This window comes from Citrobacter europaeus (assembly GCF_037482245.1).
Classification (GTDB): Bacteria; Pseudomonadota; Gammaproteobacteria; order Enterobacterales; family Enterobacteriaceae; genus Citrobacter; species Citrobacter europaeus.
In genome coordinates this window covers 3064460-3090942 of sequence record NZ_CP148084.1, presented here as the reverse complement: position 1 = coordinate 3090942, position 26483 = coordinate 3064460, and the positions used below count along the sequence as shown (strand labels likewise).

The following is a 26483-nucleotide window of genomic DNA, read 5'->3' as shown; positions in this document are numbered from 1 at the left end:
ATGGTACTGGTGCTGATAGCCACCATTGCGCACGCTGACCGTATTCGTGACCTGACCAGCGTTCAGGGGGTGCGGGAAAACTCGTTGATAGGTTATGGGCTGGTAGTCGGTCTGGATGGTACGGGTGACCAGACCACCCAGACGCCGTTTACTACGCAAACGCTCAACAACATGCTTTCGCAGTTGGGGATAACCGTGCCAACCGGCACCAATATGCAGTTGAAAAACGTGGCGGCGGTGATGGTTACCGCGCAGTTTCCAGCTTTTGGTCGCCAGGGGCAAACGATTGACGTGGTGGTTTCTTCCATGGGGAACGCCAAAAGCTTGCGCGGCGGCACGCTGCTGATGACTCCACTGAAAGGGGTCGACAGCCAGGTTTATGCGCTGGCGCAAGGGAATATTTTAGTTGGCGGTGCGGGCGCAGCTGCGGGTGGCAGTAGCGTACAGGTTAACCAGCTCAATGGCGGACGTATTACTAACGGCGCAATTATTGAACGTGAATTACCCAGCCAGTTCGGCGGCGGTAACACCATTAATCTGCAGCTCAATAATGAAGATTTCACGATGGCGCAGCAGATTACCGACACCATTAACCGCTCGCGTGGCTTTGGTAGCGCAACAGCGTTGGATGCCCGAACCATTCAGGTGCGCGTGCCAAGCGGCAACAGTTCGCAGGTCCGTTTCCTTGCTGACATCCAGAATATGGAGGTCAACGTCACGCCGCAGGATGCGAAAGTGATTATCAACTCGCGTACCGGATCCGTCGTAATGAACCGCGAAGTCACGCTGGATAGTTGTGCCGTGGCGCAAGGCAACTTGTCGATTACGGTAAACCGTCAGGCGAATGTCAGCCAGCCGGATACACCGTTTGGTGGTGGACAGACAGTGGTAACGCCACAAACCCAGATCGATCTGCGCCAGAGCGGTGGTTCGCTGCAAAGCGTGCGTTCCAGCGCCAACCTGAATAACGTCGTACGTGCGCTTAATGCGCTGGGGGCAACGCCGATGGATCTGATGTCCATTCTGCAATCGATGCAGAGCGCGGGATGCTTACGCGCCAAACTGGAAATCATCTAATGATTGGTGACAGCAAACTGCTGACCAGCGCCGCCTGGGATGCGCAATCACTGAACGAACTGAAAGCGAAAGCGGGTCAGGACCCGGCGGCGAATATCCGCCCGGTCGCCCGTCAGGTTGAAGGGATGTTCGTGCAGATGATGCTGAAAAGCATGCGTGAAGCGCTGCCGAAAGATGGTGTGTTTAGCAGCGATTCGACACGTTTGTATACCAGCATGTATGACCAACAAATTGCGCAGCAGATGACCGCAGGTAAAGGTCTGGGGCTGGCGGAAATGATGGTTAAGCAGATGACCGAAGGGCAGGCGCAACCCGCAGACGACGCGCCGCAGGTGCCAATGAAGTTCTCGCTTGAAACGGTGACCAGCTATCAAAACCAGGCGCTGACGCAACTGGTGCGTAAAGCCATTCCCCGGGCGACGGAAAGCATTGATGAGCCGCTGTCAGGTGACAGTAAAGACTTCCTCGCCCAGCTATCGCTGCCAGCTAAGCTGGCCAGCCAGCAAAGCGGGGTTCCGCATCATCTTATTCTGGCACAGGCGGCGCTGGAGTCCGGATGGGGGCAGCGACAAATCCGTCGTGAAAATGGCGAACCAAGCTTTAACATTTTTGGCGTGAAGGCTTCGGGAAGCTGGAAAGGCCCAACCACCGAAATCACCACTACCGAATATGAAAACGGTGAGGCGAAAAAGGTGAAAGCCAGATTCCGCGTGTATAGCTCTTACCTGGAGGCGCTGTCGGATTATGTCGGTCTGATATCGCGTAACCCGCGCTATGCGGCGGTGACCGCTGCCGCGACAGCCGAGCAAGGCGCACAGGCATTGCAAAATGCCGGTTACGCAACTGACCCTAACTATGCGCGTAAATTAACCAACATGATCCAGCAGTTGAAATCGATGAGCGAAAAAGTGAGCAAAACCTACAGCACGAACATCGATAATCTCTTTTAAATAGCTCAAGTCTACCGACCTGCTGCCGATAATAACGAGTATTGAAGGATTACAAGGAACCTCCATGTCCAGCTTGATTAATAACGCGATGAGTGGACTCAGCGCAGCGCAGGCCGCGTTGAATACCGCCAGTAATAACATCTCCAGCTATAACGTTGCCGGGTACACCCGCCAAACGACAATTATGGCGCAGGCGAACAGCACGCTGGGTGCGGGGGGCTGGGTTGGCAATGGCGTCTATGTTTCTGGCGTACAGCGCGAATATGATTCTTTTATCACGAATCAGTTGCGTGCAGCGCAGAACCAGAGCAGCGGCCTGACAACGCGCTATGAGCAAATGTCGAAAATCGACAATTTGCTTTCCAGTAAAACCAGTTCAATTTCCACCTCAATGCAGGGTTTTTTTACCAGCCTGCAGACGCTGGTCAGTAATGCAGAAGACCCGGCTGCGCGTCAGGCACTGATTGGTAAAGCTGATGGTTTAGTGAATCAGTTCAGAACAACCGATCAGTATCTGCGCGATCAGGATAAGCAGGTCAATACTGCGATCAAAGCCAGCGTAGATCAGATCAACAACTACTCAAAGCAGATTGCCAGCCTCAACGATCAGATTTCCCGTCTGACCGGCGTTGGCGCGGGCGCATCGCCTAACGATCTACTCGATCAGCGTGACCAACTGGTTAGCGATCTGAACAAACTTGTCGGCGTTGAAGTCAGTGTCCAGGATGGCGGCACCTATAACGTAACGATGGCGAACGGCTATTCACTGGTACAGGGCAGCAACGCCCGCCAACTGGCCGCAGTACCGTCCAGTGCCGATCCAACACGCACTACGGTTGCCTATGTTGATGGCGTTGCCGGAAATGTTGAAATTCCTGAAAAACTCATTGATACCGGTTCATTGGGCGGTTTGATGACGTTCCGTTCTCAAGAGCTGGACCAGACGCGTAACACGCTGGGGCAACTGGCACTGGCGTTTGCCGATGCATTTAATACGCAGCATAAAGAAGGTTTTGATGCCAATGGTGATGCTGGTAAAGACTTCTTTGCTATCGGCGGTCCATCTGTGCTCAGTAATACCAAAAATACTGGGACAGGGTCGTTAACTGCAAAAGTTACTGATAGCTCAGCAGTGCAGGCTACTGATTACAATATTACTTTTGATGGTACTGACTGGCAGGTAACTCGCCTTGCAGATAATACCAGCTTTAAGGCGACCGTCACTGGTGGAAAAATGTCCTTTGATGGGCTGGAGATAACCGTAGGGGCGGGAGCGAAAGCGAATGATAGCTTTACGGTGAAGCCAGTGGGTAATGTCATTGTTGATATGAAAGTGGCTGTGACTGATGAGTCGAAAATCGCCATGGCCGAAGTATCCAAAAATGATATCGATCCAGATAAGGATAAAGGGAAAAGCGATAACCGTAACGGCCAAAAATTGTTGGATCTGCAAACCAAAGCGACTGTCGGAAATAAAACCTTCAATGACGCGTACGCGACGCTGGTGAGCGATGTCGGGAATAAAACCGCTACCCTGAAAACCAGCGCCACCACCCAGAACAACGTAGTTACGCAGCTTTCTAATCAGCAACAGTCGATTTCCGGGGTTAACCTCGATGAAGAGTACGGCAATTTGCAGCGTTATCAACAGTATTACCTGGCCAACGCACAAGTGCTGCAAACAGCAAATTCGCTCTTTGATGCGCTTCTGAATATTCGCTAAGGGAGAGGGACTCAATGCGTATTAGTACTCAGATGATGTACCAGCAGAACATGCGTGGCATTACCAACTCTCAGGCCGAATGGATAAAATTTGGTGAGCAGATGTCAACGGGCAAACGCGTGATCAACCCGTCTGACGATCCGATTGCCGCCTCGCAGGCTGTAGTGCTTTCTCAGGCTCAGGCGCAAAACAGCCAATATACGCTGGCGCGTACTTTCGCGACGCAAAAAGTGTCACTGGAAGAGAACGTTTTAAGCCGGGCGACGACCGCGATTACCGCGGCGCAGGAAAAAATTGTCAACGCCGGCAACGGTACATTGAGTGATGACAACAGAGCATCGTTAGCGACTGATTTGCAAGGGCTCCGCGATCAACTGATGAATTTGGCTAACAGTACCGACGGTAATGGTCGCTATATCTTTGGCGGCTACAAAACCGAAGTTCCACCATTTGCCCAGACTGATGGTACTTATAGCGGTGGAACTGAAAATATCACCCAACAGGTTGATGCCGCTCGGTCAATGGTGATTGGTCATACCGGAGATAAAATTTTTAACTCGGTGACCAGCAACGCGGTTCCGGAGCCAGATGGTAGCAAGTCTGAAACGAACTTATTCGTAATGCTGGATACAGCTATTGCAGCCCTGAATACGCCGATTGAAGGCGATGATGTGGCGAAAGCAAAGGCCGCTGAGGCGATTGATAAAACCAACCGTGGTTTAAAGAATTCACTCAATAATGTGTTGAGCGTCCGTGCGGAATTAGGCACGCAGCTTAGCGAATTAAGCTCGCTGGATTCACTGGGAGCCGATCGTGCACTGGGTCAAACTCAGCAGATGAGCAATCTGGTGGATGTTGACTGGAACGCAGCGATTTCGTCCTACGTGATGCAGCAGGCTGCACTGCAGGCATCGTACAAAACGTTTACCGATATGCAGGGCATGTCGCTGTTCCAGCTTAACCGGTAACGACCTTTTTTGAACATATCATGAAACTGGATATGTTTGTCTGCCCGCTCCTTTAACACCCCGGAGCGGGCATTTTTTTAGGCCACGGTTGTTTTTCTCAGTGACAGATTCCCCGTTAATCTTATTACCAGCGCAATCGCACCGCTAAACGTTGCCAGCGTAACCACACCTTCCCAGTCTGCCTGCGCGTAGACCTGACTTCCGAGAACCGAACCCAACGCCATACCGATAAATACCATTGTAAACAGTAGCGCGTTCAGGCGTCCACGTGCCTGGGGCTCGAGGCCATAGACCAGGTTCTGGTGGGCAACCAGGCTGGATTGCAATCCGAGATCAAAACCTACCGCCGAAAGGGCAATAAGCAGCCACTGCCCCTGTACTGGCAGGGCGGGTAACAGGAACATCAGGGCGAAAGATACTGTTACCAGCAAAGCACCTAACTGCGTCACTTTCGCTGCGCCCACTTTGTCGGCAAGATGGCCTGCCAGCGGCGCGGCAAGCGCACCAGCCGCGCCCGCGATACCAAACGCGCCAGCCATAGCGCTACCCATGTGATAATGCTCAGATAACATCACTGCCAACGTGGACCAGAAGGCGCTAAAGGCAACAGACAGAAAGCCTTGTGCCAGCGCCGCGCGGCGCAATGCGGGATACCGCTGCCACAGTTGCGCCATTGAGAGCAGTAATGACGGGTAGCTCAGCGTGGAATGGACAGCAAAACGAGGGAGCACTTTCCACATGATGGTGGAAATCACAGCAATGCTGAAGGCTGCGAGTTGATACATTTCGCGCCAGCCAAACGCCTCACCTATTAGCCCGCTAACGGTACGTGAAAGTAAAATTCCCAGCAGCAGGCCCGTCATCACGGTACCTACCGTTTTTCCCTGCTTGCCTTCAGGGGCCAGAATTGCCGCAGCGGGAACGATGTCCTGCGCCATGGTTGCCGCCATTCCCATCAACAGGCTGACCAGTAAAAGCGAATGCAATTGGCCGGTAAAGCTGCAGGCCAGAAGCAGTACGGCGAGCGCGAGGCTTTTCAACAGGATTAGCGTCCGACGGTCATAGCGGTCGCCTAATGGTAATAAAAAGAAAATCCCCAACGCGTAACCCGCCTGGGTTAGCGTCGGAACCAGCCCCATGCCGGTGATGCTTAGGGCCAGATCCTGACCCATTAAGGGCAGAAGCGGCTGGGCATAATAAATGGATGCCACGCTGAATCCGGCGCCTGATGCCAGTACAAAAATAACCCAACGGGTAAGGGCGGTATGTGTGTTCACAGTTGATTCCTCAATCACAGGATGTGCGGCTATTTTTAACCTTCAGCGGGTGGCGCGGTAGCGAGCGCGGTGGTAAAACAGTTATACGTCAGACGTATGAAGAAACTTGGAATGGTAAAAACTGAGCGTATAGACAGAGTGGAGCTGATGCGCACGTTTGTGCGTATCGTCGAGGCGGGGTCGCTTTCAGCAGCGGCAAAGCAGATGGGGACAACGCAGGCGACCGTCAGTCGACGGTTACAATCCCTGGAAGCGCTGCTGGGTGTAAAACTGATCATGCGCACCACGCATGCGATGAAACTGACCGACGACGGCGAACGCGGCTACCAGCATGCCAAGAATATTATTGATGCCTGGCTGGCGCTGGAAGATGGACTCAATGTTACGGAGGATGAACCGGTGGGAACGCTGCGAGTACGTGCTCCGCATGCGTTCGGGCAGCAACAGCTTCTTGAACCGCTTTTGCAGTTTCTTTCGCGCTATCCGCAGTTGTCGGTAGAGTGGATGCTCAATGATAAAACCGTTGATTTCCTGAGCGATAATATTGATTGCGCCATCAGGGTTGGGGCAGAGGTTGATCCAGCGACGGTCTCGGTTTTACTGGCTGAGGTTCCTCGTAGCATGGTAGTGAATCCTGCTTTGCTTGAGCAATATAGCGAGCTTTCGCATCCGGAGCAGTTATCAACGCTGCCATGGATTGCAGTGAACACATTTTACCAGCACAGCGTTTCGTTGCTGCATCGACCACGTAATGAACCTGTTACGCTGAATATTACACCCAGATTAAGCACCGACAGCATTTATGTCGCAAGAAATGCCGCCCTGGCAGGGTTGGGTGTGGCCATTGTTTCAAGCTGGATGGTCGAGGAGGATATTGCTCGTGGACGACTGGTTACGCTGCTACCCGAGTGGCATGCGGCGTCGTTGCCTGTACATTTGGTTTATCCCTGGGCGCGTTACTATCCCACCCGATTACGCAAGTTTCTGGCGTTAATGAAAGATGTCATGCCGCAGCTAACGGGGATGAAACGCGTAGAGTAGGTATAAAAAAGCCGACCCGAAGGTCGGCTTTGATGTTGATTACGTCTTACTCAACGGGCTGTGGGCGTGTTGCTGGCGCAGTCGCCTGGTGTGTGGCGCTGTGTCCACCTGCGGCACCTTTCCCTTCAAAGGCGAATGCCGGGCGCTGCCACTCGCTATGACGCGGCGCTTCAGGCACATACTCTGGTGCCGGTGCGCGCGTCATCGGCGCGGTTGCATGGCTGTGAAGATGTTCCGTGTCAACGCTGGTTGCGACAACTTCAGCCTTAACGACTGCGGCTTCGACGACAGGTGCTGCAACAACTTCTTTCGGTGCTGCAACTTCTTCAACAACCGGTGCGGTTTCCACAACTGGCGCTGTTTCCACAACCTCAGCGATCTCTTCAACCACTTCAGGCTGAGAAATAACAACTTCCGCAGGCGCATCGACAACCGGCGCAGTCACGACTTCAGCGACAGGTTCGGCTTTCGCAACGGTTTCCTCGGCAACAGGTGCGTCGGATTCAGCGATAATTTGCGGTTGTTCCTCGACCGGAGTAGCAATGACTTCCGGATGCGTGGTTTCAACCTGTGCGGTTTCAACAGCGGCGGCCTGAGGTTCGGCATTAACCACCTCTGGCTGTACGGTTTCAACCGACGCCGGGGCGTCCACAATGTGCTCAACGGCAGCTGCAACCTGAGGCTCTACGGCCACAGTCGCAGTTTGCTCCTGAACCATTTCCTGTTCGCGCTGCTCTTCAACCTGCTGATCCTGAGGACGAGCGACAGGGTAGCGGATCCATACTTTGCCGGACGCTAATTCTGGAGATGCGCAGGCGACCGTTAATGGCATCGGCGACTGAACCGGATAACGCTCGTCACGATAACGACGACGACGCTGACCACTTACGCGCAGATGGCGAGGAGAACGACGGGAACGACGCGGCATACCATTTGAGTCGCGCGCTTCGCTGTTGTCATCCTGCTCAGTCGCAACGACGGCTGGCAGATCAACTTTCGCCAGTTCGGTACGCTGTGCCGGTGCTGGCTGTTCAGTTGGTTGAACGACTGCCGTTTCAGCGATCGCAGCGGCAGTTACCACTTCAGCTTCAACAGCCGGGCTATCTGTAAAACGAACTTTCTGATTCAACTGACGCTGTTTACGGCGAGTCTGAGGCTGACGTACGCGCTCATCCTGCTCGGTATCCTGCGCCGGTTGTTCAGCCTGGTTCAGCTCTTTAACTTCTTGCTGCGCCTGACGTTTGTCATCGTTACGACGGCGGTTGCGCTCGCGACGCGGAGCCTGCTGCTCATCACCGGATTTCGCTTTGTCGGCGACATCAACGGACTGCTGGCGGTTATCGCGCGCTTCCGCATTTTGCTGCTGAGACTGACGGCGGTTACGGCGGTTATCTTCACGGTTTTCGCCGCTTTCTGAACGCTCGTTACGGTTATCACGATCGCCACGGTTGTCGCGATTATCACGACGGTCGTTACGGTCGCGACGATTGTTCTGCCGCGGTTTACGACGATCCTGCTGGCGTTCGGTTTTCTCTTCAGCTTTTGGTGCAGGTTGTTCAACCGGTTTCACTTCTTCGCTGCCACCGAAGATGGACTTCAGTGCGCCAAAGAAACGGCTAATCAAACCCGGTTGTGCGGCGACGGCTGCGGTCGCTGCTGCGGCTTTAGGCGCGGCGGCTTTCGCTGCAGGCTCCTGCGGTGCAGGGGCTGGCGGCACGTCTGGCATAGCAAAGGTAGCTAATGCCGGCTGTTCTGGCTGTTTACGCTCGACGTATTCTTCTTCCGTCGGCAATGCCATTGCTTCTTCATGCAGTTTTGGCAGCAGGTAGCTCAGGGTTGGTGTTTCTTCCCCTTTGCGTACACGCAGTACGGAGTAATGCGGGGTTTCCATCTGATCGTTTGGCACAATCACACAGCGCACGCCATTCTGACGCGTTTCGATGGCATTTACCGCGGTACGTTTTTCGTTGAGCAGGTAGGATGCGATCGGCACAGGAACAATAGCATGAACTTCCTGGGTATTTTCTTTCAGCGCTTCTTCTTCGATCAGACGCAGAATAGACAGCGACAGTGATTCGTTGTCACGTACGGTACCCGTACCGGAACAGCGTGGGCATACGTGATGGCTGGATTCACCCAGAGACGGGCTCAGACGCTGACGGGACATCTCCAGCAGGCCGAAGCGTGAAATATGACTGATCTGAATACGCGCTCGGTCCTGACGCACGGCTTCGCGTAGACGGTTTTCAACCGCGCGCTGGTGGCGAACCGGAGTCATATCGATGAAGTCGATGACAATCAGGCCACCGAGGTCGCGCAGACGCAGCTGACGAGCAATTTCATCGGCAGCTTCAAGGTTGGTGTTGAACGCTGTTTCTTCGATGTCGCCGCCGCGGGTAGCGCGTGCGGAGTTGATATCGATAGCGGTCAGCGCTTCGGTGCTGTCGATAACGATTGAGCCGCCTGACGGCAGGCGCACTTCACGCTGGAACGCAGACTCAATCTGAGACTCGATTTGATAGTGGCTGAACAGCGGAATTTCACCGGTGTACAGTTTGATTTTGCTGCTGAAATCCGGACGACCCAGCGCGGCGATGTGCTGACGCGCCATCTCCATCACTTTCGGGTTGTCGATGAGGATTTCGCCGATGTCCTGACGTAAGTAGTCACGGAATGCGCGAACGATAACGTTGCTTTCCTGATGGATCAGAAACGGAGCAGGGCGGCTGTCAGCGGCTTTTTGAATCGCTTCCCAGTGCTTAAGGCGGAAACTCAGGTCCCACTGCAGCGCTTCGGCGGATTTGCCGACCCCTGCGGTACGCACGATAAGCCCCATGCCATCAGGCAGTTCCAGACTTGCCAACGCTTCTTTTAATTCGGTACGGTCGTCGCCTTCAATGCGACGGGAGATGCCGCCCGCGCGCGGGTTGTTCGGCATCAGAACCAGATAACTCCCTGCCAGGCTGATAAAGGTAGTCAGCGCAGCGCCTTTATTGCCGCGTTCTTCTTTATCGATCTGAACGATGACTTCCTGACCTTCGCGCAACACATCTTTAATGTTGGGACGACCATGGGAGTTGTAATTAGCGGGGAAGTATTCGCGGGCAATTTCTTTTAACGGGAGGAAACCGTGACGTTCAGCGCCGTAATCAACGAAAGCCGCTTCCAGACTCGGTTCAATACGGGTAATTTTGCCTTTATAGATGTTGGCTTTTTTCTGTTCGTGTCCAGGACTTTCGATATCCAGATCGTACAGACGCTGCCCATCTACAAGGGCGACACGCAACTCTTCCTGCTGAGTCGCGTTAATTAACATTCTTTTCATCGTAACTTACTCATTATTCTTACATTGACGACTAAGCTGCGGGCAGAGTAATGCCTTTCCGGGTGTGAACCGATGGCCTCGTGTCTATTCGCGTCGCCAACCTCACGGTTATCGTCAGCTCAAAGAGGCGCAGAGTGTCGGTTGCCTGTATTTCATACGGAAACACAGCGCAATTATCAGGGGAACAGTCTGGGTGTTACTCTCCAGAAAAGCTTCCTTATTACCGGTAAGGACTGCAACCCGCAGCCCGCTAACTGCCTGAAAGATCAATACGTCTTACGCCATTGCTGCGTTGATGATCGGTCGGGCAAAATTGGGTCATTCCGGAAAAGTTCTTGTTTTAACAAGATTCAACACGGAAACAACCTCATTATTCCACTGCTAACCTTGTTATAGCAAGATGACTTTTGCCATTTATCACCCGGTTACTCACAGTTTTTTCACTTCCGCGTAGTGATTGCTTTAATAACCACCAAATCGGCTATGTCAAACTTAAGTAATAAGGTATAGCAGTTAATATAAGCATAGAAAAATGTGTGGCGCGAATCTTGATGGCTATTTAAAATCGGCCCCCATGAAAACAGAGACTCCAGCCGTAAAAACAGTTGCCATTACTGCCGACGAAGCAGGGCAACGCATCGACAACTTTTTGCGCACCCAACTCAAGGGTGTGCCAAAAAGTATGATTTATCGCATTTTGCGTAAAGGCGAAGTGCGGGTGAACAAAAAACGCATTAAACCCGAGTACAAACTCGAAGATGGGGACATTGTGCGTATTCCACCTGTACGTGTCGCTGAACGTGAAGAAGAGGCCATTTCACCGAATTTGCAGAAGGTCGCGGCGCTGACCGATGTCATTTTATATGAAGATGACCACATTCTGGTGCTTAACAAACCCTCAGGTACGGCCGTGCATGGCGGGAGCGGGTTAAGCTTTGGCGTCATTGAAGGTTTACGTGCGCTGCGACCGGAAGCGCGCTTCCTTGAACTGGTACATCGTCTCGATCGGGATACCTCCGGCGTGTTGCTGGTGGCTAAAAAGCGCTCAGCCTTACGTTCATTGCATGAACAACTGCGTGAAAAAGGGATGCAGAAAGACTACCTCGCGTTGGTACGAGGCCAGTGGCAGTCACATGTGAAAAACGTGCAGGCACCGTTGTTAAAGAACATCCTGCAAAGCGGCGAGCGTATCGTGCGGGTGAATCAGGAAGGCAAACCATCGGAAACGCGTTTTAAAGTGGAAGAGCGCTACGCGTTTGCTACGCTTGTGCGCTGTAGCCCCGTGACCGGACGCACGCACCAGATTCGCGTGCATACCCAATATGCCGGACATCCGATTGCCTTTGATGACCGCTACGGCGACCGCGAGTTCGATAAGCAACTGGCGGATACTGGGCTGAGCAGGCTCTTTTTGCACGCCGCAGCGTTGAAATTTACGCATCCGGGTACCGGTGAAGTGATGCGTATTGAAGCGCCGATGGATAAACAGTTGAAGCGCTGCCTCGAGGTATTACGCCGCAAAGCCTGACGCGCGTTGCTTATCAGGCCTGCAATCGTGTTATGCATCGTAGGCCTGATAAGACGCATCGCGTCGCCATCAGGCAGATTAATCAGGCGTTCAGCGGGTTCATCTCTTCCCGGCGCAGCATTTGACACAGCGCGATCAGCGGCAAACCGATCAAGGTATTTGGGTCACGACCTTCCAGGCGCTCAAAGAGTGCAATGCCCAACCCTTCGCTTTTAAAACTACCGGCACAATGCAGCGGACGCTCTTTGCGCACGTAATCTTCAATTTCCGTTTCGCTTAAATGACGGAAATGAACGTCAAACGGTTCAACTTCAGTTTGTAAATGTCCGGTCGCAGAATTATACAGCGCCAGTCCGGTATAAAACGTCACAATATTGCCCCGGGCTTTGAGTAGCTGCTGGCGCGCATTTTCTTCTGTTAACGGTTTGCCGGTTATTTCACCATCAAGAACACAAATTTGATCGGAGCCGATAATAAGGTGCGATGGATAGCGGTGGGCGAGAGATTGCGCTTTTTTCTGCGCCAGTCGCAAGACTAAGTGTCGCGGAGCTTCACCCGGTAACGGCGTTTCGTCAACCTCTGGTGCGGCGCATTCGAACGGGATTGCCAGTTTTTCCAGTAAAGCGCGACGCCAGGGAGAGGTCGAAGCAAGAATAAGTTGAGGCATATTTTTTCCCTCGCATATAGCGTATTGATGAGAGCCATTTTAAACTATGGACTTCGTCCTACAAGCTGGCTGTAATGGCTTGTGTTGAGCGATTTTAAGTCGATGACCCGCAATGTGTGCGAATTATTGGCAAAAGGCAACCACAGGCTGCCTTTTTCTTTGACTATATGACGTTACAAAGTTAATATGCGCGCCCTATGCAAAAGGTAAAATTACCCCTGACTCTTGATCCGGTTCGTACGGCTCAAAAACGCCTCGATTATGAAGGTATCTATACTTCTGATCTGGTTGAGCGCGTCGCCGATTCTGTAGTCAGTGTGGACAGTGATGTGGAATGCTCCATGTCGTTCGCGATCGATAACCAGCGCCTTGCCGTCATAACCGGTGATGCAAAAGTATCGGTTACGCTCGAATGTCAGCGTTGCGGGAAACCGTTCCCACTTCATGTTCACACAACATATTGTTTTAGTCCTGTCCGTTCTGACGAGCAGGCTGAAGCACTCCCGGAAGCGTATGAGCCGATTGAGGTTAACGAATTCGGTGAAATCGATCTGCTTGCAATGGTTGAAGATGAGATTATCCTCTCCTTGCCGGTAGTTCCGGTGCATGATTCTGAACACTGTGAAGTGTCCGAGGCGGACATGGTCTTTGGCGAATTGCCTGATGAAGCGCAAAAACCAAACCCATTTGCCGTATTAGCCAGCTTAAAGCGTAAGTAATTGAGGAGTAAGGTCCATGGCCGTACAACAGAATAAACCAACCCGTTCCAAACGTGGCATGCGTCGTTCTCATGACGCTCTGACCGCAGTCACCAGCCTGTCTGTAGACAAAACTTCTGGTGAACAACACCTGCGTCACCACATCACTGCCGACGGTTTCTACCGTGGCCGTAAGGTAATCGCTAAGTAATCACGCATGACTCGATGGCTTTCCCGCTACGGTGAGAAAGACAAAGAGTACACGCGTGATGAAGCTTAGTGAGGCTTTCCCCGGGTAACTGGGGAAACACCTAACCGGGCAGCGACGATACCTTGACACGTCTAACCCTGGCGTTAGATGTCATGGGGGGAGATTTTGGCCCTACCGTGACAGTGCCTGCAGCATTGCAGGCACTGAATTCTAATTCGCAACTCACACTTCTTTTAGTCGGGGATCCCGATACAATCACGCCATTACTTGCCAAAGCTGACTTCGAACAACGTTCACGTCTGCAGATTATCCCTGCTCAGTCAGTTATTGCCAGTGATGCCCGGCCCTCGCAAGCTATTCGCGCCAGTCGTGGAAGCTCAATGCGTGTTGCCCTGGAGCTCGTGAAAGAAGGTCGAGCGCAAGCCTGTGTGAGCGCCGGTAATACGGGCGCGCTAATGGGACTTGCGAAGTTATTACTCAAACCTCTTGAGGGGATTGAGCGTCCTGCGTTGGTGACGGTTTTACCCCATCAGCAAAAGGGCAAAACGGTGGTGTTGGATTTGGGCGCCAACGTGGATTGTGATAGCACGATGTTGGTGCAATTTGCCGTCATGGGTTCCGTGCTGGCAGAAGAGGTGGTTGGCATTGCCAATCCCCGAGTTGCGTTGCTCAACATCGGCGAAGAAGAAACCAAGGGTCTCGACAGTATTCGGGATGCTTCTGCAGTGCTAAAAACAATCCCTTCTATTAATTATATCGGCTATCTTGAAGCCAATGAGTTACTGACTGGCAAAACCGATGTGTTGGTCTGTGACGGCTTTACAGGTAATGTCACATTAAAGACGATGGAAGGTGTTGTCAGAATGTTCCTTTCACTGCTGAAGTCTCAGGGTGAGGGCAAAAAACGGTCGTGGTGGCTGCTGTTATTAAAACGTTGGTTACAAAAAAGCCTGACAAGGCGATTTAGTCACCTCAACCCCGACCAGTATAATGGCGCCTGTCTGTTAGGATTGCGCGGCACGGTGATTAAGAGTCATGGTGCAGCCAATCAGCGAGCATTTGAAGTCGCGATTGAACAGGCAGTGCAGGCGGTGCAGCGACAAGTTCCTCAGCGAATTGCCGCTCGCCTGGAATCTGTATACCCAGCTGGATTCGAACTGCTGGACGGTGGCGAAAGCGCAACCTCACGAGCACACAGGTAACGATGTGTTTGTGAATGCTGCCAACGTATCAGCGATTTGCTCGTGGCGGTATATAACCAAAAAGTGACTGAGCGTACATGTATACGAAGATTATTGGTACTGGCAGCTATCTGCCTGAACAAGTGCGTACTAACGCCGATTTGGAAAAAATGGTTGAGACATCTGATGAGTGGATCGTTACTCGTACAGGTATCCGTGAACGCCATATTGCAGCGCCAAATGAAACAGTTGCGACGATGGGCTTTGCCGCCGCAAACCGCGCAATTGAAATGGCGGGCATCGACAAAGAACAAATTGGTCTGATTGTGGTTGCCACCACGTCATCCACTCACGCATTTCCAAGCGCGGCATGCCAGATCCAAAGTATGCTGGGGATCAAAGGCTGTCCGGCGTTTGATGTTGCGGCCGCTTGTGCCGGTTTCACTTACGCGCTGAGCGTTGCCGACCAGTACGTTAAGTCTGGCGCAGTGAAGCATGCTCTGGTGGTTGGCTCAGATGTTCTGGCCCGTACCTGTGATCCAACCGATCGCGGAACGATCATTATTTTCGGAGATGGCGCGGGTGCGGTTGTACTGAGCGCATCTGAAGAGCCTGGCATTCTCTCCACGCATCTGCACGCGGATGGTCGCTATGGCGAACTGTTAACGCTGCCCAATGCCGATCGCGTTAACCCGGAAAACCCGATCCACCTGACGATGGCGGGTAACGAAGTCTTTAAAGTCGCGGTGACCGAGCTTGCACACATCGTTGATGAAACGCTGGAAGCGAATAATCTGGACCGTTCTGCGCTGGACTGGCTGGTGCCGCATCAGGCAAACCTGCGTATTATCAGCGCAACAGCGAAAAAGCTGGGTATGTCGATGGATAATGTTGTCGTGACGCTCGACAGACATGGCAATACCTCCGCGGCCTCCGTACCGTGCGCGCTGGATGAAGCCGTCCGCGACGGGCGTATTAAAGCTGGGCAGTTGATATTGCTTGAAGCCTTTGGGGGTGGATTCACCTGGGGCTCTGCGCTGATTCGTTTCTAGTATAAGGATTTAACCATGACGCAATTTGCATTTGTGTTCCCGGGGCAGGGTTCCCAGACCGTTGGGATGTTGTCTGAAATGGCGGCAAACTACCCAATTGTTGAAGAAACTTTTGCTGAAGCATCAGCTGCGCTGGGCTATGATCTGTGGGCGTTGACTCAGCAGGGTCCGGCCGAAGAACTGAATAAAACCTGGCAGACGCAGCCAGCGCTGTTGACCGCCTCGGTCGCGCTTTATCGCGTATGGCAGCAGCAGGGTGGCAAAACACCTGCGCTGATGGCGGGTCACAGCCTGGGCGAATACTCTGCGCTGGTATGTGCGGGTGTTATCGGTTTTGCCGATGCCGTACGTCTGGTTGAACTGCGTGGTAAATTCATGCAGGAAGCCGTGCCGGAAGGCACTGGCGGCATGTCTGCTATTATCGGTCTGGATGACGCAGCTATCGCTAAAGCGTGTGAAGAGTCTGCCGAAGGCCAGGTGGTTTCACCGGTTAACTTTAACTCACCGGGTCAGGTGGTTATTGCCGGGCACAAAGAAGCCGTAGAACGTGCTGGCGCTGCCTGTAAAGCTGCTGGCGCTAAACGTGCTTTGCCGCTGCCGGTCAGCGTTCCTTCTCACTGCGCGCTGATGAAGCCTGCTGCTGAGAAACTGGCTGTTGAATTGCAAAAAATCACGTTTAACGCGCCGACCGTTGCGGTTGTCAACAACGTCGACGTGAAGTGCGAAACCGACGCTGACGCTATTCGCGATGCGCTGGTTCGTCAGCTGTACAGCCCGGTTCAGTGGACTAAAACCGTTGAATTTATGGCATCCCAGGGCGTAGAGCACCTGTATGAAGTTGGTCCGGGTAAAGTTCTGACCGGTTTGACGAAACGTATTGTTGACACCCTGACTGCTTCGGCACTGAATGAGCCGGCGGCACTGTCTGCGGCGCTAGAGCAATAAAAGAGGAAGACCATGAGTTTTGAAGGAAAAATCGCGCTGGTTACCGGTGCAAGCCGTGGCATTGGCCGCGCAATTGCTGAGACACTCGTTGCCCGTGGCGCGAAAGTTATCGGTACTGCCACCAGCGAAAGCGGCGCGCAGGCCATTAGTGATTACTTAGGTGCAAATGGTAAAGGTCTGATGTTGAATGTGACCGATCCGGCATCTATCGAATCTGTTCTGGAAAATATTCGCGCAGAATTTGGTGAAGTCGATATCCTGGTCAATAATGCCGGGATTACTCGTGATAACCTGTTAATGCGCATGAAAGATGACGAGTGGAACGATATCATCGAAACCAACCTGTCATCTGTTTTCCGTCTGTCAAAAGCGGTAATGCGAGCTATGATGAAAAAGCGTCATGGGCGTATTATCACTATCGGTTCTGTGGTTGGTACCATGGGAAATGCGGGTCAGGCTAACTACGCTGCGGCGAAAGCGGGTCTGATCGGCTTCAGTAAATCACTGGCGCGCGAAGTTGCGTCTCGTGGCATTACTGTAAACGTTGTTGCTCCGGGCTTTATTGAAACGGACATGACGCGTGCGCTGTCTGATGATCAGCGTGCGGGTACGCTGGCGGCAGTACCTGCGGGTCGTCTTGGCGAACCGAAAGAAATCGCCAGTGCGGTTGCATTTTTAGCTTCTGACGAAGCAAGTTACATCACAGGTGAGACTTTGCACGTCAACGGCGGGATGTACATGGTTTAACCACGATGAAAAATATTTGCGTTATTGTAGGTCTTGGCCTCAAAATAACGTAAAATCGTGGTAAGACCTGCCGGGATTTAGTTGCAAATTTTTCAACATTTTATACACTACGAAAACCATCGCGAAAGCGAGTTTTGATAGGAAATTTAAGAGTATGAGCACTATCGAAGAACGCGTTAAGAAAATTATCGGCGAACAGCTGGGCGTTAAGCAGGAAGAAGTAACCAACAATGCTTCCTTCGTTGAAGACCTGGGCGCAGATTCTCTTGACACCGTTGAGCTGGTAATGGCTCTGGAAGAAGAGTTTGATACTGAGATTCCGGACGAAGAAGCTGAGAAAATCACTACCGTTCAGGCTGCCATTGATTACATCAACGGCCACCAGGCGTAAGTGAACATCTCCAGGCGGTCATTCGACCGCCTGAGTTTTATCTTTTTATCCCACTTGAATTATTTTCCCTCCCTGGAGGACAACCGTGTCTAAGCGTCGTGTAGTTGTGACCGGACTGGGCATGTTGTCTCCTGTCGGCAATACCGTAGAGTCTACCTGGAAAGCTCTCCTTGCCGGTCAGAGTGGCATCAGCCTGATCGACCATTTCGATACTAGCGCCTATGCAACGAAATTTGCTGGCTTAGTAAAGGATTTTAACTGTGAAGACATTATCTCGCGCAAAGAACAGCGCAAGATGGATGCTTTCATTCAATATGGAATTGTCGCTGGCGTTCAGGCCATGCAGGATTCTGGCCTCGAAATTACGGAAGAGAACGCTCACCGTATTGGCGCCGCTATTGGCTCTGGTATTGGCGGTCTCGGTCTTATCGAAGAAAACCATACCTCTCTGGTAAACGGTGGACCGCGTAAGATCAGCCCGTTCTTCGTTCCGTCGACGATTGTTAACATGGTGGCAGGTCACCTGACCATCATGTACGGCCTGCAGGGGCCAAGCATCTCCATCGCGACGGCCTGTACTTCAGGCGTACATAACATCGGTCATGCCGCACGTATCATTGCATACGGCGATGCAGACGCGATGGTTGCGGGTGGTGCAGAAAAAGCCAGTACGCCGCTGGGCGTGGGTGGTTTTGGCGCAGCACGTGCGTTGTCTACGCGTAATGATAACCCGCAAGCGGCAAGCCGCCCGTGGGACAAAGATCGTGATGGCTTCGTGTTGGGCGACGGCGCAGGCATGGTGGTACTGGAAGAGTACGAGCATGCAAAAGCGCGCGGTGCAAAAATTTATGCTGAAGTCGTTGGTTTTGGCATGAGCAGCGATGCTTACCACATGACGTCACCACCGGAAAACGGTGCAGGCGCTGCGCTGGCAATGGTCAACGCATTGCGCGATGCGGCTATCGAAGCAGGTCAGATCGGCTATGTTAACGCGCATGGTACGTCTACTCCTGCAGGTGATAAAGCTGAAACCCAGGCAGTGAAATCTGTCTTTGGCGATGCGGCAAGCCGTGTGATGGTCAGCTCCACTAAATCCATGACCGGACACCTGTTGGGTGCGGCGGGCGCGGTAGAGTCTATTTTCTCTATCCTGGCGCTGCGCGATCAGGCTATTCCACCAACCATCAACCTGGATAACCCGGATGAAGGTTGTGACCTGGACTTCGTACCTCACGAAGCGCGTCAGGTTAGTGGTCTGGAGTTCGCCCTGTGTAACTCCTTCGGCTTCGGTGGTACCAACGGCTCGCTGATTTTCAAACGCGTGTAGTTGGCCGCAAAGCAATATAAACGGAGCGCTTAGCGCTCCGTTTTTTTATACCTTGAACACGGCTACTGGTAGGTAAAGGTAAGCTGAACGGTGGTTATAAATTCTCCGGCGGTGACCGCCCCTGTCGGGGTATACATCCGCGCCGATAGCGGAAAGACCGCCCGGCGGCTGGTGCTATCCACTGAGGTTGCCAGTTCATCTGCCGGTGATATCTCGCTGAGATGGTCGCGGGTCATGATTTGCAGCGCTATGCCGCTGGCGCTGCCTTGGGCGTTGGCGAATTTGGTGATGTCATCGGTATCCGCATCGCCGCTGAACAATGCCGTGACCTGCGTGGTTGACGGCGGGCAAGCGGACAGCGTCAGAGTGAAATCCTGCCATTCGCTGGTATCGCCAACGTTTGGGTAGTCAACGGCGCGCGCCTGTTCGAAGGTGACCGTCTGTTCTTTGGTACCCGTGTCTACCGTACAGGCCGAGGCCACGACGGTGCCGCTCAGATTAATGTCGGTAGCCTGTACGGCATGAAAGCCGCTTACCGCCCACAGGCAGGTCAGGGCAGGGAGCAGTTTGCTTATTCGTTGCGCCATTGTCCCGTCCTGGATTACTGATAGGTGAAGGTGGCCTGCACTTGGCCGACAATGGTCCCCGGCATGACACTGCCGTTCGATACCGCGCGGGCGCGCATCACCAGGTCATAGGCGTGCGATGCGCTGGGAATGGTGACATTTTCCAGCTTTGCGCCGTTCTTATAAGCTTTTTCGCTGCTGCCGTCCGTCAGTTCCAGCTTCAGGTTGGTCGCGGTACCGGTATTTTTATAGTATGCCGTATCCGTATCAGCGGTCCCGGCAAACGCCACGCTAAATGAGGTCGTAGAAGCCGGGCAACTGGTAAGCCTGAGCGTCACGTCAGTCCATGTGGTAGCACTGCCGCTGGCGGATAGCGAATCTGCCTGAATGTTATCGCCTAAGTTAACCGCCAGAGATTCATTATTGCCGTTGACCACGCAGGGGGAGGCGACAACCTTGCCGGTGATATCAATATTGACCGCCTGGCTGGCCGTCGAAAACAGCCCACCGCACGCCAGCAGGCACAGCGCCATTTTGTTTCCGTTGATGATGTGCATAAATAATCCTTATTAGTTGTAGGTCACATTGAGTTCAATGGCTGATTTGACGTTGCCTGCTCTGACGCTATCGGCATCGTCAACGAAGTAGGCCACTTTAAAATCGGGCAGGGGGTAGTCGCCGGAACCGTCGTAGTTGCTGAGCGGAATCGCGGCATTAATCGTATGGGGCGTGCCGTCGGCGTTTTGCACCTGGATATAGACGTTTTGCGCGTAGCCCTCACCGGTAGCGGTATTCAGCACGCCGTTGGCGGCGTCGCGGGGGCCATACACGGCGGTAAAATTGTAGGAGATGCCATTGATGGCGCCCGGGCAATTGGTCAATGTTATCGTTGGCGCTGCGGTAACGTTCAGCGCGCCGTTTTGTACCGTATTGCCGTACAAGGTTGGCAGCTTGATTTCTGTTGGCGCATCAATGCCGCAGGAGGTGCTTCGCGGTTGAACCGACACACCGGAGAGCGCCAGAAAGGAAAGATCTCCGTAGCTGCCGCCGGCGGGATTATGGTAGTTCAGGGTCACGTCCGGCACCTGGGTGATCCGCCCGGCGGGCACCTTATCGGTCAGGCGTACCAGCTGATACTTGATATGAATATAACCATTCAAACCGGTATTATTAATCAGCGTAATGGTGTTAGGTGCCACCAGGCCATACTGAGGTGAGAACCAACTGGGCGTCGAGTGATTAAGCTGGTAGGCAATGCCGACGCCTGGATTATTGGTTCTATAGACGGTTGCGCCATCCGGGCTGAGTGTGCCCGTCGGCGTGCCGTTGACGGTGATATCCGCATACCCCCAGCCGCTGGTCGCTACGATATCAACCTTGTACAGCCCATGATCATCAAACCACGTCGCGCCGCCCGTAGTCGATGGAATCGCCCATAAGCTGAAATCATGCGGATAAGTGACCCGTTGGGCCGTGTTGGTGTTAAACGATGAAGACCAGGCGTTGATCGATACCAGCCATGTCACCAGGCCGGCGGATAAATTAATAAGAAATCGATTAATCATTAATGGCTCTTTATTATTGGCAGACGGTTTGCATTTCCACCACGCCGCTCGTGGCTTCGGCGTCTGGAAGTCGATAATGAATCTGGCACTGTTGGTTCGGCCCCTGGCCCCATTTCGCCAGCGCCGTTCCGCTATCAGCCATCCCCGTCAGATAAACCTGCCCGCCGTCGCCGACGATGCTGCCGGAAGGGTTGTCCGCGTCGGTCACCAGCGCGCCAAACGGCACCACCTCACCGTTGCTGCGGGTTAATGTCATCAATACGCGCTTCCCTACGCGGGTTGCAAAATGCGCGCGCACCATCGCCCCGCGGGTTGGGGTAATGATTCTGCTGGTCAGCTCAACGTCGGCGTTATCCGGCAGGGTGGCGGTATCCAGCGATACCGTTGATTCGCGGTAAGGCGTGACGTACGGCACCACGGTGTAGCCGCGAAAATCGGTTCTGACCCCGGTCTGATTACTGATGGTCACGCCGTCAGCGCCGGGGGCTTCCACCAGCGCCGAGGTTTCGCCCAGCGCCTGGCTCAACGTCACGCCGTTGGCGTGGGCCACAATGCCGCCTTCAATACCGTAGTTGACACGCTTCTGATCGTGGTCATAGCTGTAGGCGGTATTCACACGGGCGTAAGTGCCCTGATAATCGAGGCTGGCGTAGCCGCCGTTACCTTCGCCGTGGTTGGTTTCGCTCTGCTGCACATTCCAGTTGAGGTTGCGGTCTTCCAGCAGCGAACCATTGAGGCCCACGTTATGGCTGGTGTCGCCGCGTTTACTGGCGTTCAGGCTGTAGGTGGCGTAGCTGTTGCTGAGCCAGCGGTCGAGAGGCACGCTGATGCTTAACGAGAAGATCTGATCCTCATCGTAAACTTTGTCGCTTTCAGTATCGGTAGTATTGCGGTTATAGCTGTAGTTCAGGTTGTAGGTCACGCCCGCCCAGCTATTGCTGTAGCCCACGCCGATAGAGCGCATCTTGCGGTCGCTGTTCCAGTAGTCTTCGCTCATGACGGTTAACGACAGCGAGCCAAGCTGCTCGCCGATATTCTGGTTAAGCTGAAACTCGGCGCGGTTGCGGCGGCGGTCGTCGTTGGTGCGCCACTCATCCTCGCGCCAGGTATCCAGCACCTCTGATAAGGTGTAGTAGCCGGAGGTGGAGTAGCGATAGCCTGCGATAGAGACGTTCGTCCCGGTTTCAAGGATGTTTTTGCTATAGCGCACGCGCCAGGACTGGCCGCCTTCTTTATCTTTGTCTTTCTGCGTCGACCACGCCTGGGTGCCATCAACAGACACCGCGCCCAGCGTGCCGAAGTTTTTCCCCACGCCGCTGAGTAGCGACTGATAATGTTGGGAGAATTGTCCGCCGCCGTAGACGGTGAAACCCGCAGGCAGGCCGTAAATGGCAGTGGCCTGGGTAAACATCTCTTTATCGATATCGCCGTCATAGGGGCGATACTGGCCGCTGGTCAGGCTGTATTTGAAACGGCCTTCACGCTGCAGTACGGGCAGGGAGGCGAAGGCTATCGTCTGATGCTGCTCGCTGCCGTCGGCCTCTTTAATGGTGACGTCAAGATCGCCACTGCTGCCGGTCGGGTACATGTCGGTGATTTCAAAGGCGCCCGGCGAGACGTAGCTCTGGTATATGGTGTAGCCGTTTTGTTTGATGATCACCTGCGCGTTGGTTCGGGCGATGCCGCGCACTACCGGGGCATAGCCGCGCAGGCTGTCCGGCAGCATATCGTCGTCGGAGGCCAGCTGAGCGCCGCGAAACGGCACGCTGTCGAACATATCCGACGGCGCGGTGCTGTCGCCGACCGTCAACTGGCTCTTTAGCGCAAGAATATTGCGCTGTGCGTAGGTGTAGATCGAATCCCAGCTCTCCTGAGCATTGCCGCCGTTGTCGCTGCGGTTCCAGGTGCTGTAGTTACGAATGCGCCACGGGCCTACGTTTAGCCCAGGGCGCAGGTTCAGGTAGTAACTATCGGAGTCTGACATGCCGCTATGGCGGCCTTCTGTGTTATCGCCGCTGAAGCTGTAGTTGAGCAGCAGAGCGTTGATGCCCTCATCCAGCCGTTCCGGCGCGACGTAGCCGCGCGCGTGGTTGCTGACGGCGGCCTGCGGCACCGAGAGCTGCAGTAACTGGCGCTCAAAGAGAAGCGTCGCGCTGGCCTGGGGAATGGCCGTCAGATCGGCGCAGTTGCCTGCCAGGCGTGGAAACTGGTCAGTACGGACGCCAAATTCCCTCAGCGTGGCGACGCTCAGACACGGCTGCAGGGTGGTGTTTCCGGCGGTATCTTTTTGCGTGACAAACTCAACGTCATGCACGCCGACGGCGGTTTTGTTGAGCATGACGTTAACCCGATAGGTGCCGGGCATCTGGCCGACGCCTTCTTCAAAGGCGGTAAGGTCGGTGAGATCTTTCCCCGGCCCATCGATACCCAGTAGCGCCGGGTTAAAATATTCACGGGCCAGCGCGCTGCTGCACAGCGGTAAGGCGCACTGTAAGGCAATAAAGCAGGCGATCTGACTCAGCGTTATTCTTTTTCTGTATGCGTCTGCATTCATCCCGATATCCTTTTGGTGCTGGTGTTAGAGGCGGGCGCGGTGCTCGTCGCCGATAGAGCCAAAGTCGTTAATCAGCGTCCAGCTCACATCGCCGTTGGCGCCGTCAGGGATGGTGAAACTGGCGTCGCTCATAGGTGCCACGTAGGTGGCGTCCCTCACCGTGCTGGTGCCAACCTTCAGGGTGCTGAAGTTCATGTAATAGGCGCTGGGGTTGGTGACGGTAAGCCTGCTGCCGCTGCGCTGCCAGCTGAGTTTGCCGGTGAGGTCTTCCGGCTGCTGGGTGAGCGACTGCGGGCGATAAATTAATTTGATGCGCGTCTTCACCGCAATTTGCAGGGTGTTGGCGTGGTCCTGCTTTTCGGTTGCCGGAATAGATTTAATATTCATCCAGTAGAGTGATTCGCGGTCCTCGGCAAGATTACTGCCGGTGCGAATAATACGCAGGGTATTTTCTTGTCCGGCGCCCAGACGAAATAGTGGTGGAGTGATCATAAACGGTGATTTATCGGTACTGGTTTCTCCTGCGTCGCTCCATGACTGAATTAAGTAGGATGACTTGTCGGGGTTTTTAACGCTAATGGATGTTTCTTTATTCTCACCGTTATAAATAATGCGGGTCCCACCGACAATAACGCCTGCTTGTACAGAAGCCGAGAGCAGCGATGCGATAACAGTTAGGATATATTTATTCATAGATTACACCTCGGGAAATAAAGCCGGAGCGATCCGGCTTTATTTATTGTCAATGGCGGGTAACGCCGTATTCAGGTGATTAGTTATAGGTCAGCGTAAAGTTAACGGAACCGTTAGCATCCCCGCCGCTTACCGCTGCCTCTGTAGCAATATAACGAGCAAAGAAGTCGAGTTTTGTATCTGCTGGTGTGTCAGCTGTGCCTTCGATGGTTGTCTCTTTAGAGGCACTGCCCAGCGGTAATTCAGAGGTGTCTGCGTTCAGTAACTGGATGGCCACGCCTTTTGCAACGCCCGCGGTACCATAACCGGTCAACTGCAGATAGTCGTTGTTAAGAGTGTCAGGCGTACCGTCGTACTTAACGGATACGGGTTTTCCCAACAGGTCAGCGGGGCAGCCGCTTAATACTAGCGTGAATTTAGTGGTTGCAGCGGTGTCGCCTGCGCCTGCAAAAGCGGTTTTAGCCACTTCACCCAATTCTACGGTTTGCGGGCTGGCAACTGTGCTATCAACCTGGCAACCCGCTTCAATAATTTTACCAACAAAATTTACCTTTCCATCCTGAGCCATTGCAGACGAGGTAATTCCTATAGTGGTAAATAATGCGATGGTAGCCAATTTTCCTTTCATTAAATAATCCCTATCATAGTCTATGAATTGTTTTCCTTAATATATTATTAAGGGTTTTGGTGGTGAGGTGTGAATGGAAATATATTCTATGTGGTGAAATATATTAATTCGCAGAGGATTTTTGCTGAATATTAAGGGTGTAACAATGTATAAAATCTAAATACACCCGTAATTAAAGCTTAATAAATTGACACTGAGAATATTATTGATGGAGGTTTTATATTGGTGAGATAACCTCGACAGGTTAACTTTATGATATTTTGTGATAATAAAAGCTGTGGCTGGAAAATAAATTTATTTTTCTTGATTCTGATTCATTATTGGATGTTTGTCTATAAACAAATACTAAAAAATGAATTCATAAATTGTAAGTTTGTTTGTTATTTGATGGTTATCATTTTATGGCTCGTTATGGGAGCAAGCACATAACAGACGATGAAGTCTCTTTGGGCTGCTGTGCCTCGCCGTGGTGGTGTGCGGACACATCGGGAAGATTCAGGTTCTCTGTAATTCAGGAGACTCAACTGATACTCTGTTGTTAAAAATCAGGAGAGTAAATGTACTTAATTAACGGAAACCCCTCTGAGATGGTGCTCGCAGGCGATCGCGGTCTGCAATTTGGCGACGGCTGTTTCACTACGGCAAGGATTATCGATGGCGCGTTACAATTACATGACGCGCATATTGCCCGTCTACAACAAGCATGCCATCGGTTAGCGATCCCATTTACGCTGTGGCAGACATTGGCCCAGGAGATGGGGCAGATGGCTGGCGCTCAGCAGGACGGTGTTCTTAAGGTTCTCATTAGTAGAGGCATTGGTGGCCGTGGCTACAGTAGCTCATCATGCACTTCGCCAACGCGCATTCTCTCTACCTCAGCATCTCCCTCGCAGTACGATCGTTGGCGGCAAGAGGGGATTACGCTGGCGCTAAGCCCAGTGCGACTGGGGCGTAATCCGCTACTTGCCGGACTAAAGCATCTGAATCGACTGGAGCAGGTGTTGATTCGCTCTCATCTTGAGCAGACGGACGCAGATGAAGCGCTGGTCCTTGACAGTGAGGGATGGGTTACGGAATGCTGTGCGGCTAATTTGTTCTGGCGTAAGGGCGATGTGGTATACACTCCCCGGCTGGATCAGGCAGGCGTGAACGGCATTATGCGACAATTCTGTATCCGGATGCTGGCACAATCGCCGTTCAGTATTGTCGAAAAGTATGCCGGGTTGGAAGAGGTTATGCAGGCCGATGAAATTGTCGTCTGTAACGCGTTAATGCCTGTTATTCCCGTGCGTGCTTGTGGCGACACATTGTTGTCTTCACGTTTGTTATTCGATTTTTTAGCCCCACTTTGTGAGCACCCGAATTAGTC

The 26483-nt window shown here is 53.0% G+C and carries 24 protein-coding genes; 15 read left to right on the top strand and 9 right to left on the bottom strand.

The window, feature by feature from the left end:
• The 4 genes from WHR59_RS14625 to flgL all read left to right on the top strand — a co-directional run bounded on the left by WHR59_RS14625 (position 1) and on the right by flgL (position 4718).
• The gene (locus tag WHR59_RS14625; protein WP_338844082.1) at positions 1 to 1077 is read left to right on the top strand and encodes a flagellar basal body P-ring protein FlgI; all 1077 of its coding nucleotides are present in this window, start codon (positions 1 to 3) and stop codon (positions 1075 to 1077) included.
• Positions 1077 to 2027 carry a flagellar assembly peptidoglycan hydrolase FlgJ gene (gene flgJ / locus WHR59_RS14620; protein ID WP_043015914.1) on the top strand — a complete coding sequence of 317 codons (951 nt, stop codon included), beginning with the start codon at positions 1077 to 1079 and terminating at the stop codon, positions 2025 to 2027. The genes WHR59_RS14625 and flgJ overlap by 1 nt, the downstream gene beginning before the upstream one ends.
• A 64-nt stretch (positions 2028 to 2091) precedes the next feature.
• Entirely contained in the window at positions 2092 to 3750 is a 1659-nt protein-coding gene (flgK, locus tag WHR59_RS14615) for a flagellar hook-associated protein FlgK (protein WP_087050399.1), read from the top strand.
• A gap of 14 nt (positions 3751 to 3764) precedes the next feature.
• Entirely contained in the window at positions 3765 to 4718 is a 954-nt protein-coding gene (flgL, locus tag WHR59_RS14610; protein WP_080625389.1) for a flagellar hook-associated protein FlgL, read from the top strand.
• A gap of 77 nt (positions 4719 to 4795) precedes the next feature.
• Here the strand turns inward: flgL and WHR59_RS14605 are convergent, their stop codons facing one another.
• Positions 4796 to 5995: an MFS transporter gene (locus tag WHR59_RS14605; protein WP_338843204.1), complete on the bottom strand. Its 1200-nt coding sequence runs from the start codon at positions 5993 to 5995 to the stop codon at positions 4796 to 4798.
• A gap of 96 nt (positions 5996 to 6091) precedes the next feature.
• Here WHR59_RS14605 and WHR59_RS14600 point away from each other — a divergent pair, with 96 nt between their 5' ends.
• Positions 6092 to 7036, top strand: a complete 945-nt coding sequence (locus tag WHR59_RS14600; RefSeq protein WP_338843203.1) for a LysR family transcriptional regulator — start codon at positions 6092 to 6094, stop codon at positions 7034 to 7036.
• A gap of 46 nt (positions 7037 to 7082) precedes the next feature.
• Here WHR59_RS14600 and rne read toward each other — a convergent pair whose 3' ends face one another.
• Positions 7083 to 10361, bottom strand: a complete 3279-nt coding sequence (gene rne, locus WHR59_RS14595) for a ribonuclease E (protein ID WP_338843202.1) — start codon at positions 10359 to 10361, stop codon at positions 7083 to 7085.
• 574 nt (positions 10362 to 10935) lie between these two features.
• Between rne and rluC the strand changes: the two genes are divergently transcribed.
• The gene (rluC, locus tag WHR59_RS14590) at positions 10936 to 11889 is read left to right on the top strand and encodes a 23S rRNA pseudouridine(955/2504/2580) synthase RluC (RefSeq protein WP_167394270.1); all 954 of its coding nucleotides are present in this window, start codon (positions 10936 to 10938) and stop codon (positions 11887 to 11889) included.
• An 82-nt stretch (positions 11890 to 11971) separates the two neighbouring features.
• On the opposite strand, the gene WHR59_RS14585 is transcribed toward rluC, so the two are convergent.
• Positions 11972 to 12556 (bottom strand): Maf family protein, encoded by a 585-nt coding sequence (locus WHR59_RS14585; RefSeq protein ID WP_043015921.1) that lies wholly within the window; start codon positions 12554 to 12556, stop codon positions 11972 to 11974.
• A 197-nt stretch (positions 12557 to 12753) separates the two neighbouring features.
• Between WHR59_RS14585 and yceD the strand changes: the two genes are divergently transcribed.
• The 8 genes from yceD to fabF all read left to right on the top strand — a co-directional run bounded on the left by yceD (position 12754) and on the right by fabF (position 19108).
• Positions 12754 to 13275, top strand: a complete 522-nt coding sequence (gene yceD / locus WHR59_RS14580; protein ID WP_003036239.1) for a 23S rRNA accumulation protein YceD — start codon at positions 12754 to 12756, stop codon at positions 13273 to 13275.
• Between the two features lie 16 nt (positions 13276 to 13291).
• Positions 13292 to 13465 (top strand): 50S ribosomal protein L32, encoded by a 174-nt coding sequence (gene rpmF, locus WHR59_RS14575; RefSeq protein WP_003036242.1) that lies wholly within the window; start codon positions 13292 to 13294, stop codon positions 13463 to 13465.
• A 122-nt stretch (positions 13466 to 13587) separates the two neighbouring features.
• Positions 13588 to 14667, top strand: coding sequence for a phosphate acyltransferase PlsX (gene plsX, locus WHR59_RS14570; protein ID WP_072033327.1), 1080 nt, complete (start codon positions 13588 to 13590; stop codon positions 14665 to 14667).
• Positions 14668 to 14744: 77 nt separating this feature from the next.
• Positions 14745 to 15698: a beta-ketoacyl-ACP synthase III gene (gene fabH, locus WHR59_RS14565; RefSeq protein ID WP_016152639.1), complete on the top strand. Its 954-nt coding sequence runs from the start codon at positions 14745 to 14747 to the stop codon at positions 15696 to 15698.
• 15 nt (positions 15699 to 15713) lie between these two features.
• Entirely contained in the window at positions 15714 to 16643 is a 930-nt protein-coding gene (gene fabD, locus WHR59_RS14560) for an ACP S-malonyltransferase (RefSeq protein ID WP_043015923.1), read from the top strand.
• Positions 16644 to 16655: 12 nt separating this feature from the next.
• The gene (fabG, locus tag WHR59_RS14555) at positions 16656 to 17390 is read left to right on the top strand and encodes a 3-oxoacyl-ACP reductase FabG (RefSeq protein WP_016149936.1); all 735 of its coding nucleotides are present in this window, start codon (positions 16656 to 16658) and stop codon (positions 17388 to 17390) included.
• A gap of 154 nt (positions 17391 to 17544) precedes the next feature.
• Positions 17545 to 17781: an acyl carrier protein gene (gene acpP / locus WHR59_RS14550; protein WP_000103754.1), complete on the top strand. Its 237-nt coding sequence runs from the start codon at positions 17545 to 17547 to the stop codon at positions 17779 to 17781.
• A gap of 85 nt (positions 17782 to 17866) precedes the next feature.
• Positions 17867 to 19108 (top strand): beta-ketoacyl-ACP synthase II, encoded by a 1242-nt coding sequence (fabF, locus tag WHR59_RS14545; protein ID WP_087052656.1) that lies wholly within the window; start codon positions 17867 to 17869, stop codon positions 19106 to 19108.
• 62 nt (positions 19109 to 19170) lie between these two features.
• On the opposite strand, the gene WHR59_RS14540 is transcribed toward fabF, so the two are convergent.
• The 6 genes from WHR59_RS14540 to WHR59_RS14515 all read right to left on the bottom strand — a co-directional run bounded on the left by WHR59_RS14540 (position 19171) and on the right by WHR59_RS14515 (position 25114).
• Entirely contained in the window at positions 19171 to 19695 is a 525-nt protein-coding gene (locus WHR59_RS14540; RefSeq protein WP_100194200.1) for a fimbrial protein, read from the bottom strand.
• Positions 19696 to 19709: 14 nt separating this feature from the next.
• A complete protein-coding gene (locus WHR59_RS14535) occupies positions 19710 to 20231 on the bottom strand; it encodes a fimbrial protein (RefSeq protein WP_047412086.1) in 522 nt (173 codons plus the stop codon).
• A 12-nt stretch (positions 20232 to 20243) separates the two neighbouring features.
• Entirely contained in the window at positions 20244 to 21239 is a 996-nt protein-coding gene (locus tag WHR59_RS14530; RefSeq protein ID WP_200007281.1) for a fimbrial protein, read from the bottom strand.
• A gap of 13 nt (positions 21240 to 21252) precedes the next feature.
• Positions 21253 to 23793 carry a fimbria/pilus outer membrane usher protein gene (locus tag WHR59_RS14525; RefSeq protein ID WP_338843198.1) on the bottom strand — a complete coding sequence of 847 codons (2541 nt, stop codon included), beginning with the start codon at positions 23791 to 23793 and terminating at the stop codon, positions 21253 to 21255.
• 24 nt (positions 23794 to 23817) lie between these two features.
• The gene (locus WHR59_RS14520; protein ID WP_220771822.1) at positions 23818 to 24486 is read right to left on the bottom strand and encodes a fimbrial biogenesis chaperone; all 669 of its coding nucleotides are present in this window, start codon (positions 24484 to 24486) and stop codon (positions 23818 to 23820) included.
• 79 nt (positions 24487 to 24565) lie between these two features.
• Positions 24566 to 25114: a fimbrial protein gene (locus WHR59_RS14515; RefSeq protein ID WP_100194203.1), complete on the bottom strand. Its 549-nt coding sequence runs from the start codon at positions 25112 to 25114 to the stop codon at positions 24566 to 24568.
• Between the two features lie 557 nt (positions 25115 to 25671).
• Here WHR59_RS14515 and pabC point away from each other — a divergent pair.
• Complete coding sequence (gene pabC, locus WHR59_RS14510) at positions 25672 to 26481, top strand: aminodeoxychorismate lyase (RefSeq protein ID WP_220771821.1); 810 nt, start codon at positions 25672 to 25674, stop codon at positions 26479 to 26481.
• The last annotated feature ends 2 nt before the right edge of the window (positions 26482 to 26483 follow it).

Excerpts from the sequence above, each read along its gene's own strand:
- WHR59_RS14600 (WP_338843203.1), top strand. The coding sequence starts at position 6,092 with ATGAAGAAACTTGGAATGGTAAAAACTGAGCGTATAGACAGAGTGGAG.
- WHR59_RS14530 (WP_200007281.1), bottom strand. The coding sequence starts at position 21,239 with ATGATTAATCGATTTCTTATTAATTTATCCGCCGGCCTGGTGACATGG.
- fabD (WP_043015923.1), top strand. The coding sequence starts at position 15,714 with ATGACGCAATTTGCATTTGTGTTCCCGGGGCAGGGTTCCCAGACCGTT.
- fabG (WP_016149936.1), top strand. The coding sequence starts at position 16,656 with ATGAGTTTTGAAGGAAAAATCGCGCTGGTTACCGGTGCAAGCCGTGGC.
- WHR59_RS14520 (WP_220771822.1), bottom strand. The coding sequence starts at position 24,486 with ATGAATAAATATATCCTAACTGTTATCGCATCGCTGCTCTCGGCTTCT.
- fabH (WP_016152639.1), top strand. The coding sequence starts at position 14,745 with ATGTATACGAAGATTATTGGTACTGGCAGCTATCTGCCTGAACAAGTG.
- rluC (WP_167394270.1), top strand. The coding sequence starts at position 10,936 with ATGAAAACAGAGACTCCAGCCGTAAAAACAGTTGCCATTACTGCCGAC.
- yceD (WP_003036239.1), top strand. The coding sequence starts at position 12,754 with ATGCAAAAGGTAAAATTACCCCTGACTCTTGATCCGGTTCGTACGGCT.
- rne (WP_338843202.1), bottom strand. The coding sequence starts at position 10,361 with ATGAAAAGAATGTTAATTAACGCGACTCAGCAGGAAGAGTTGCGTGTC.
- WHR59_RS14625 (WP_338844082.1), top strand. The coding sequence starts at position 1 with ATGGTACTGGTGCTGATAGCCACCATTGCGCACGCTGACCGTATTCGT.
- acpP (WP_000103754.1), top strand. The coding sequence starts at position 17,545 with ATGAGCACTATCGAAGAACGCGTTAAGAAAATTATCGGCGAACAGCTG.
- WHR59_RS14525 (WP_338843198.1), bottom strand. The coding sequence starts at position 23,793 with ATGAATGCAGACGCATACAGAAAAAGAATAACGCTGAGTCAGATCGCC.
- flgK (WP_087050399.1), top strand. The coding sequence starts at position 2,092 with ATGTCCAGCTTGATTAATAACGCGATGAGTGGACTCAGCGCAGCGCAG.
- WHR59_RS14585 (WP_043015921.1), bottom strand. The coding sequence starts at position 12,556 with ATGCCTCAACTTATTCTTGCTTCGACCTCTCCCTGGCGTCGCGCTTTA.
- rpmF (WP_003036242.1), top strand. The coding sequence starts at position 13,292 with ATGGCCGTACAACAGAATAAACCAACCCGTTCCAAACGTGGCATGCGT.
- flgL (WP_080625389.1), top strand. The coding sequence starts at position 3,765 with ATGCGTATTAGTACTCAGATGATGTACCAGCAGAACATGCGTGGCATT.
- WHR59_RS14515 (WP_100194203.1), bottom strand. The coding sequence starts at position 25,114 with ATGAAAGGAAAATTGGCTACCATCGCATTATTTACCACTATAGGAATT.
- flgJ (WP_043015914.1), top strand. The coding sequence starts at position 1,077 with ATGATTGGTGACAGCAAACTGCTGACCAGCGCCGCCTGGGATGCGCAA.
- WHR59_RS14535 (WP_047412086.1), bottom strand. The coding sequence starts at position 20,231 with ATGCACATCATCAACGGAAACAAAATGGCGCTGTGCCTGCTGGCGTGC.
- pabC (WP_220771821.1), top strand. The coding sequence starts at position 25,672 with ATGTACTTAATTAACGGAAACCCCTCTGAGATGGTGCTCGCAGGCGAT.
- WHR59_RS14540 (WP_100194200.1), bottom strand. The coding sequence starts at position 19,695 with ATGGCGCAACGAATAAGCAAACTGCTCCCTGCCCTGACCTGCCTGTGG.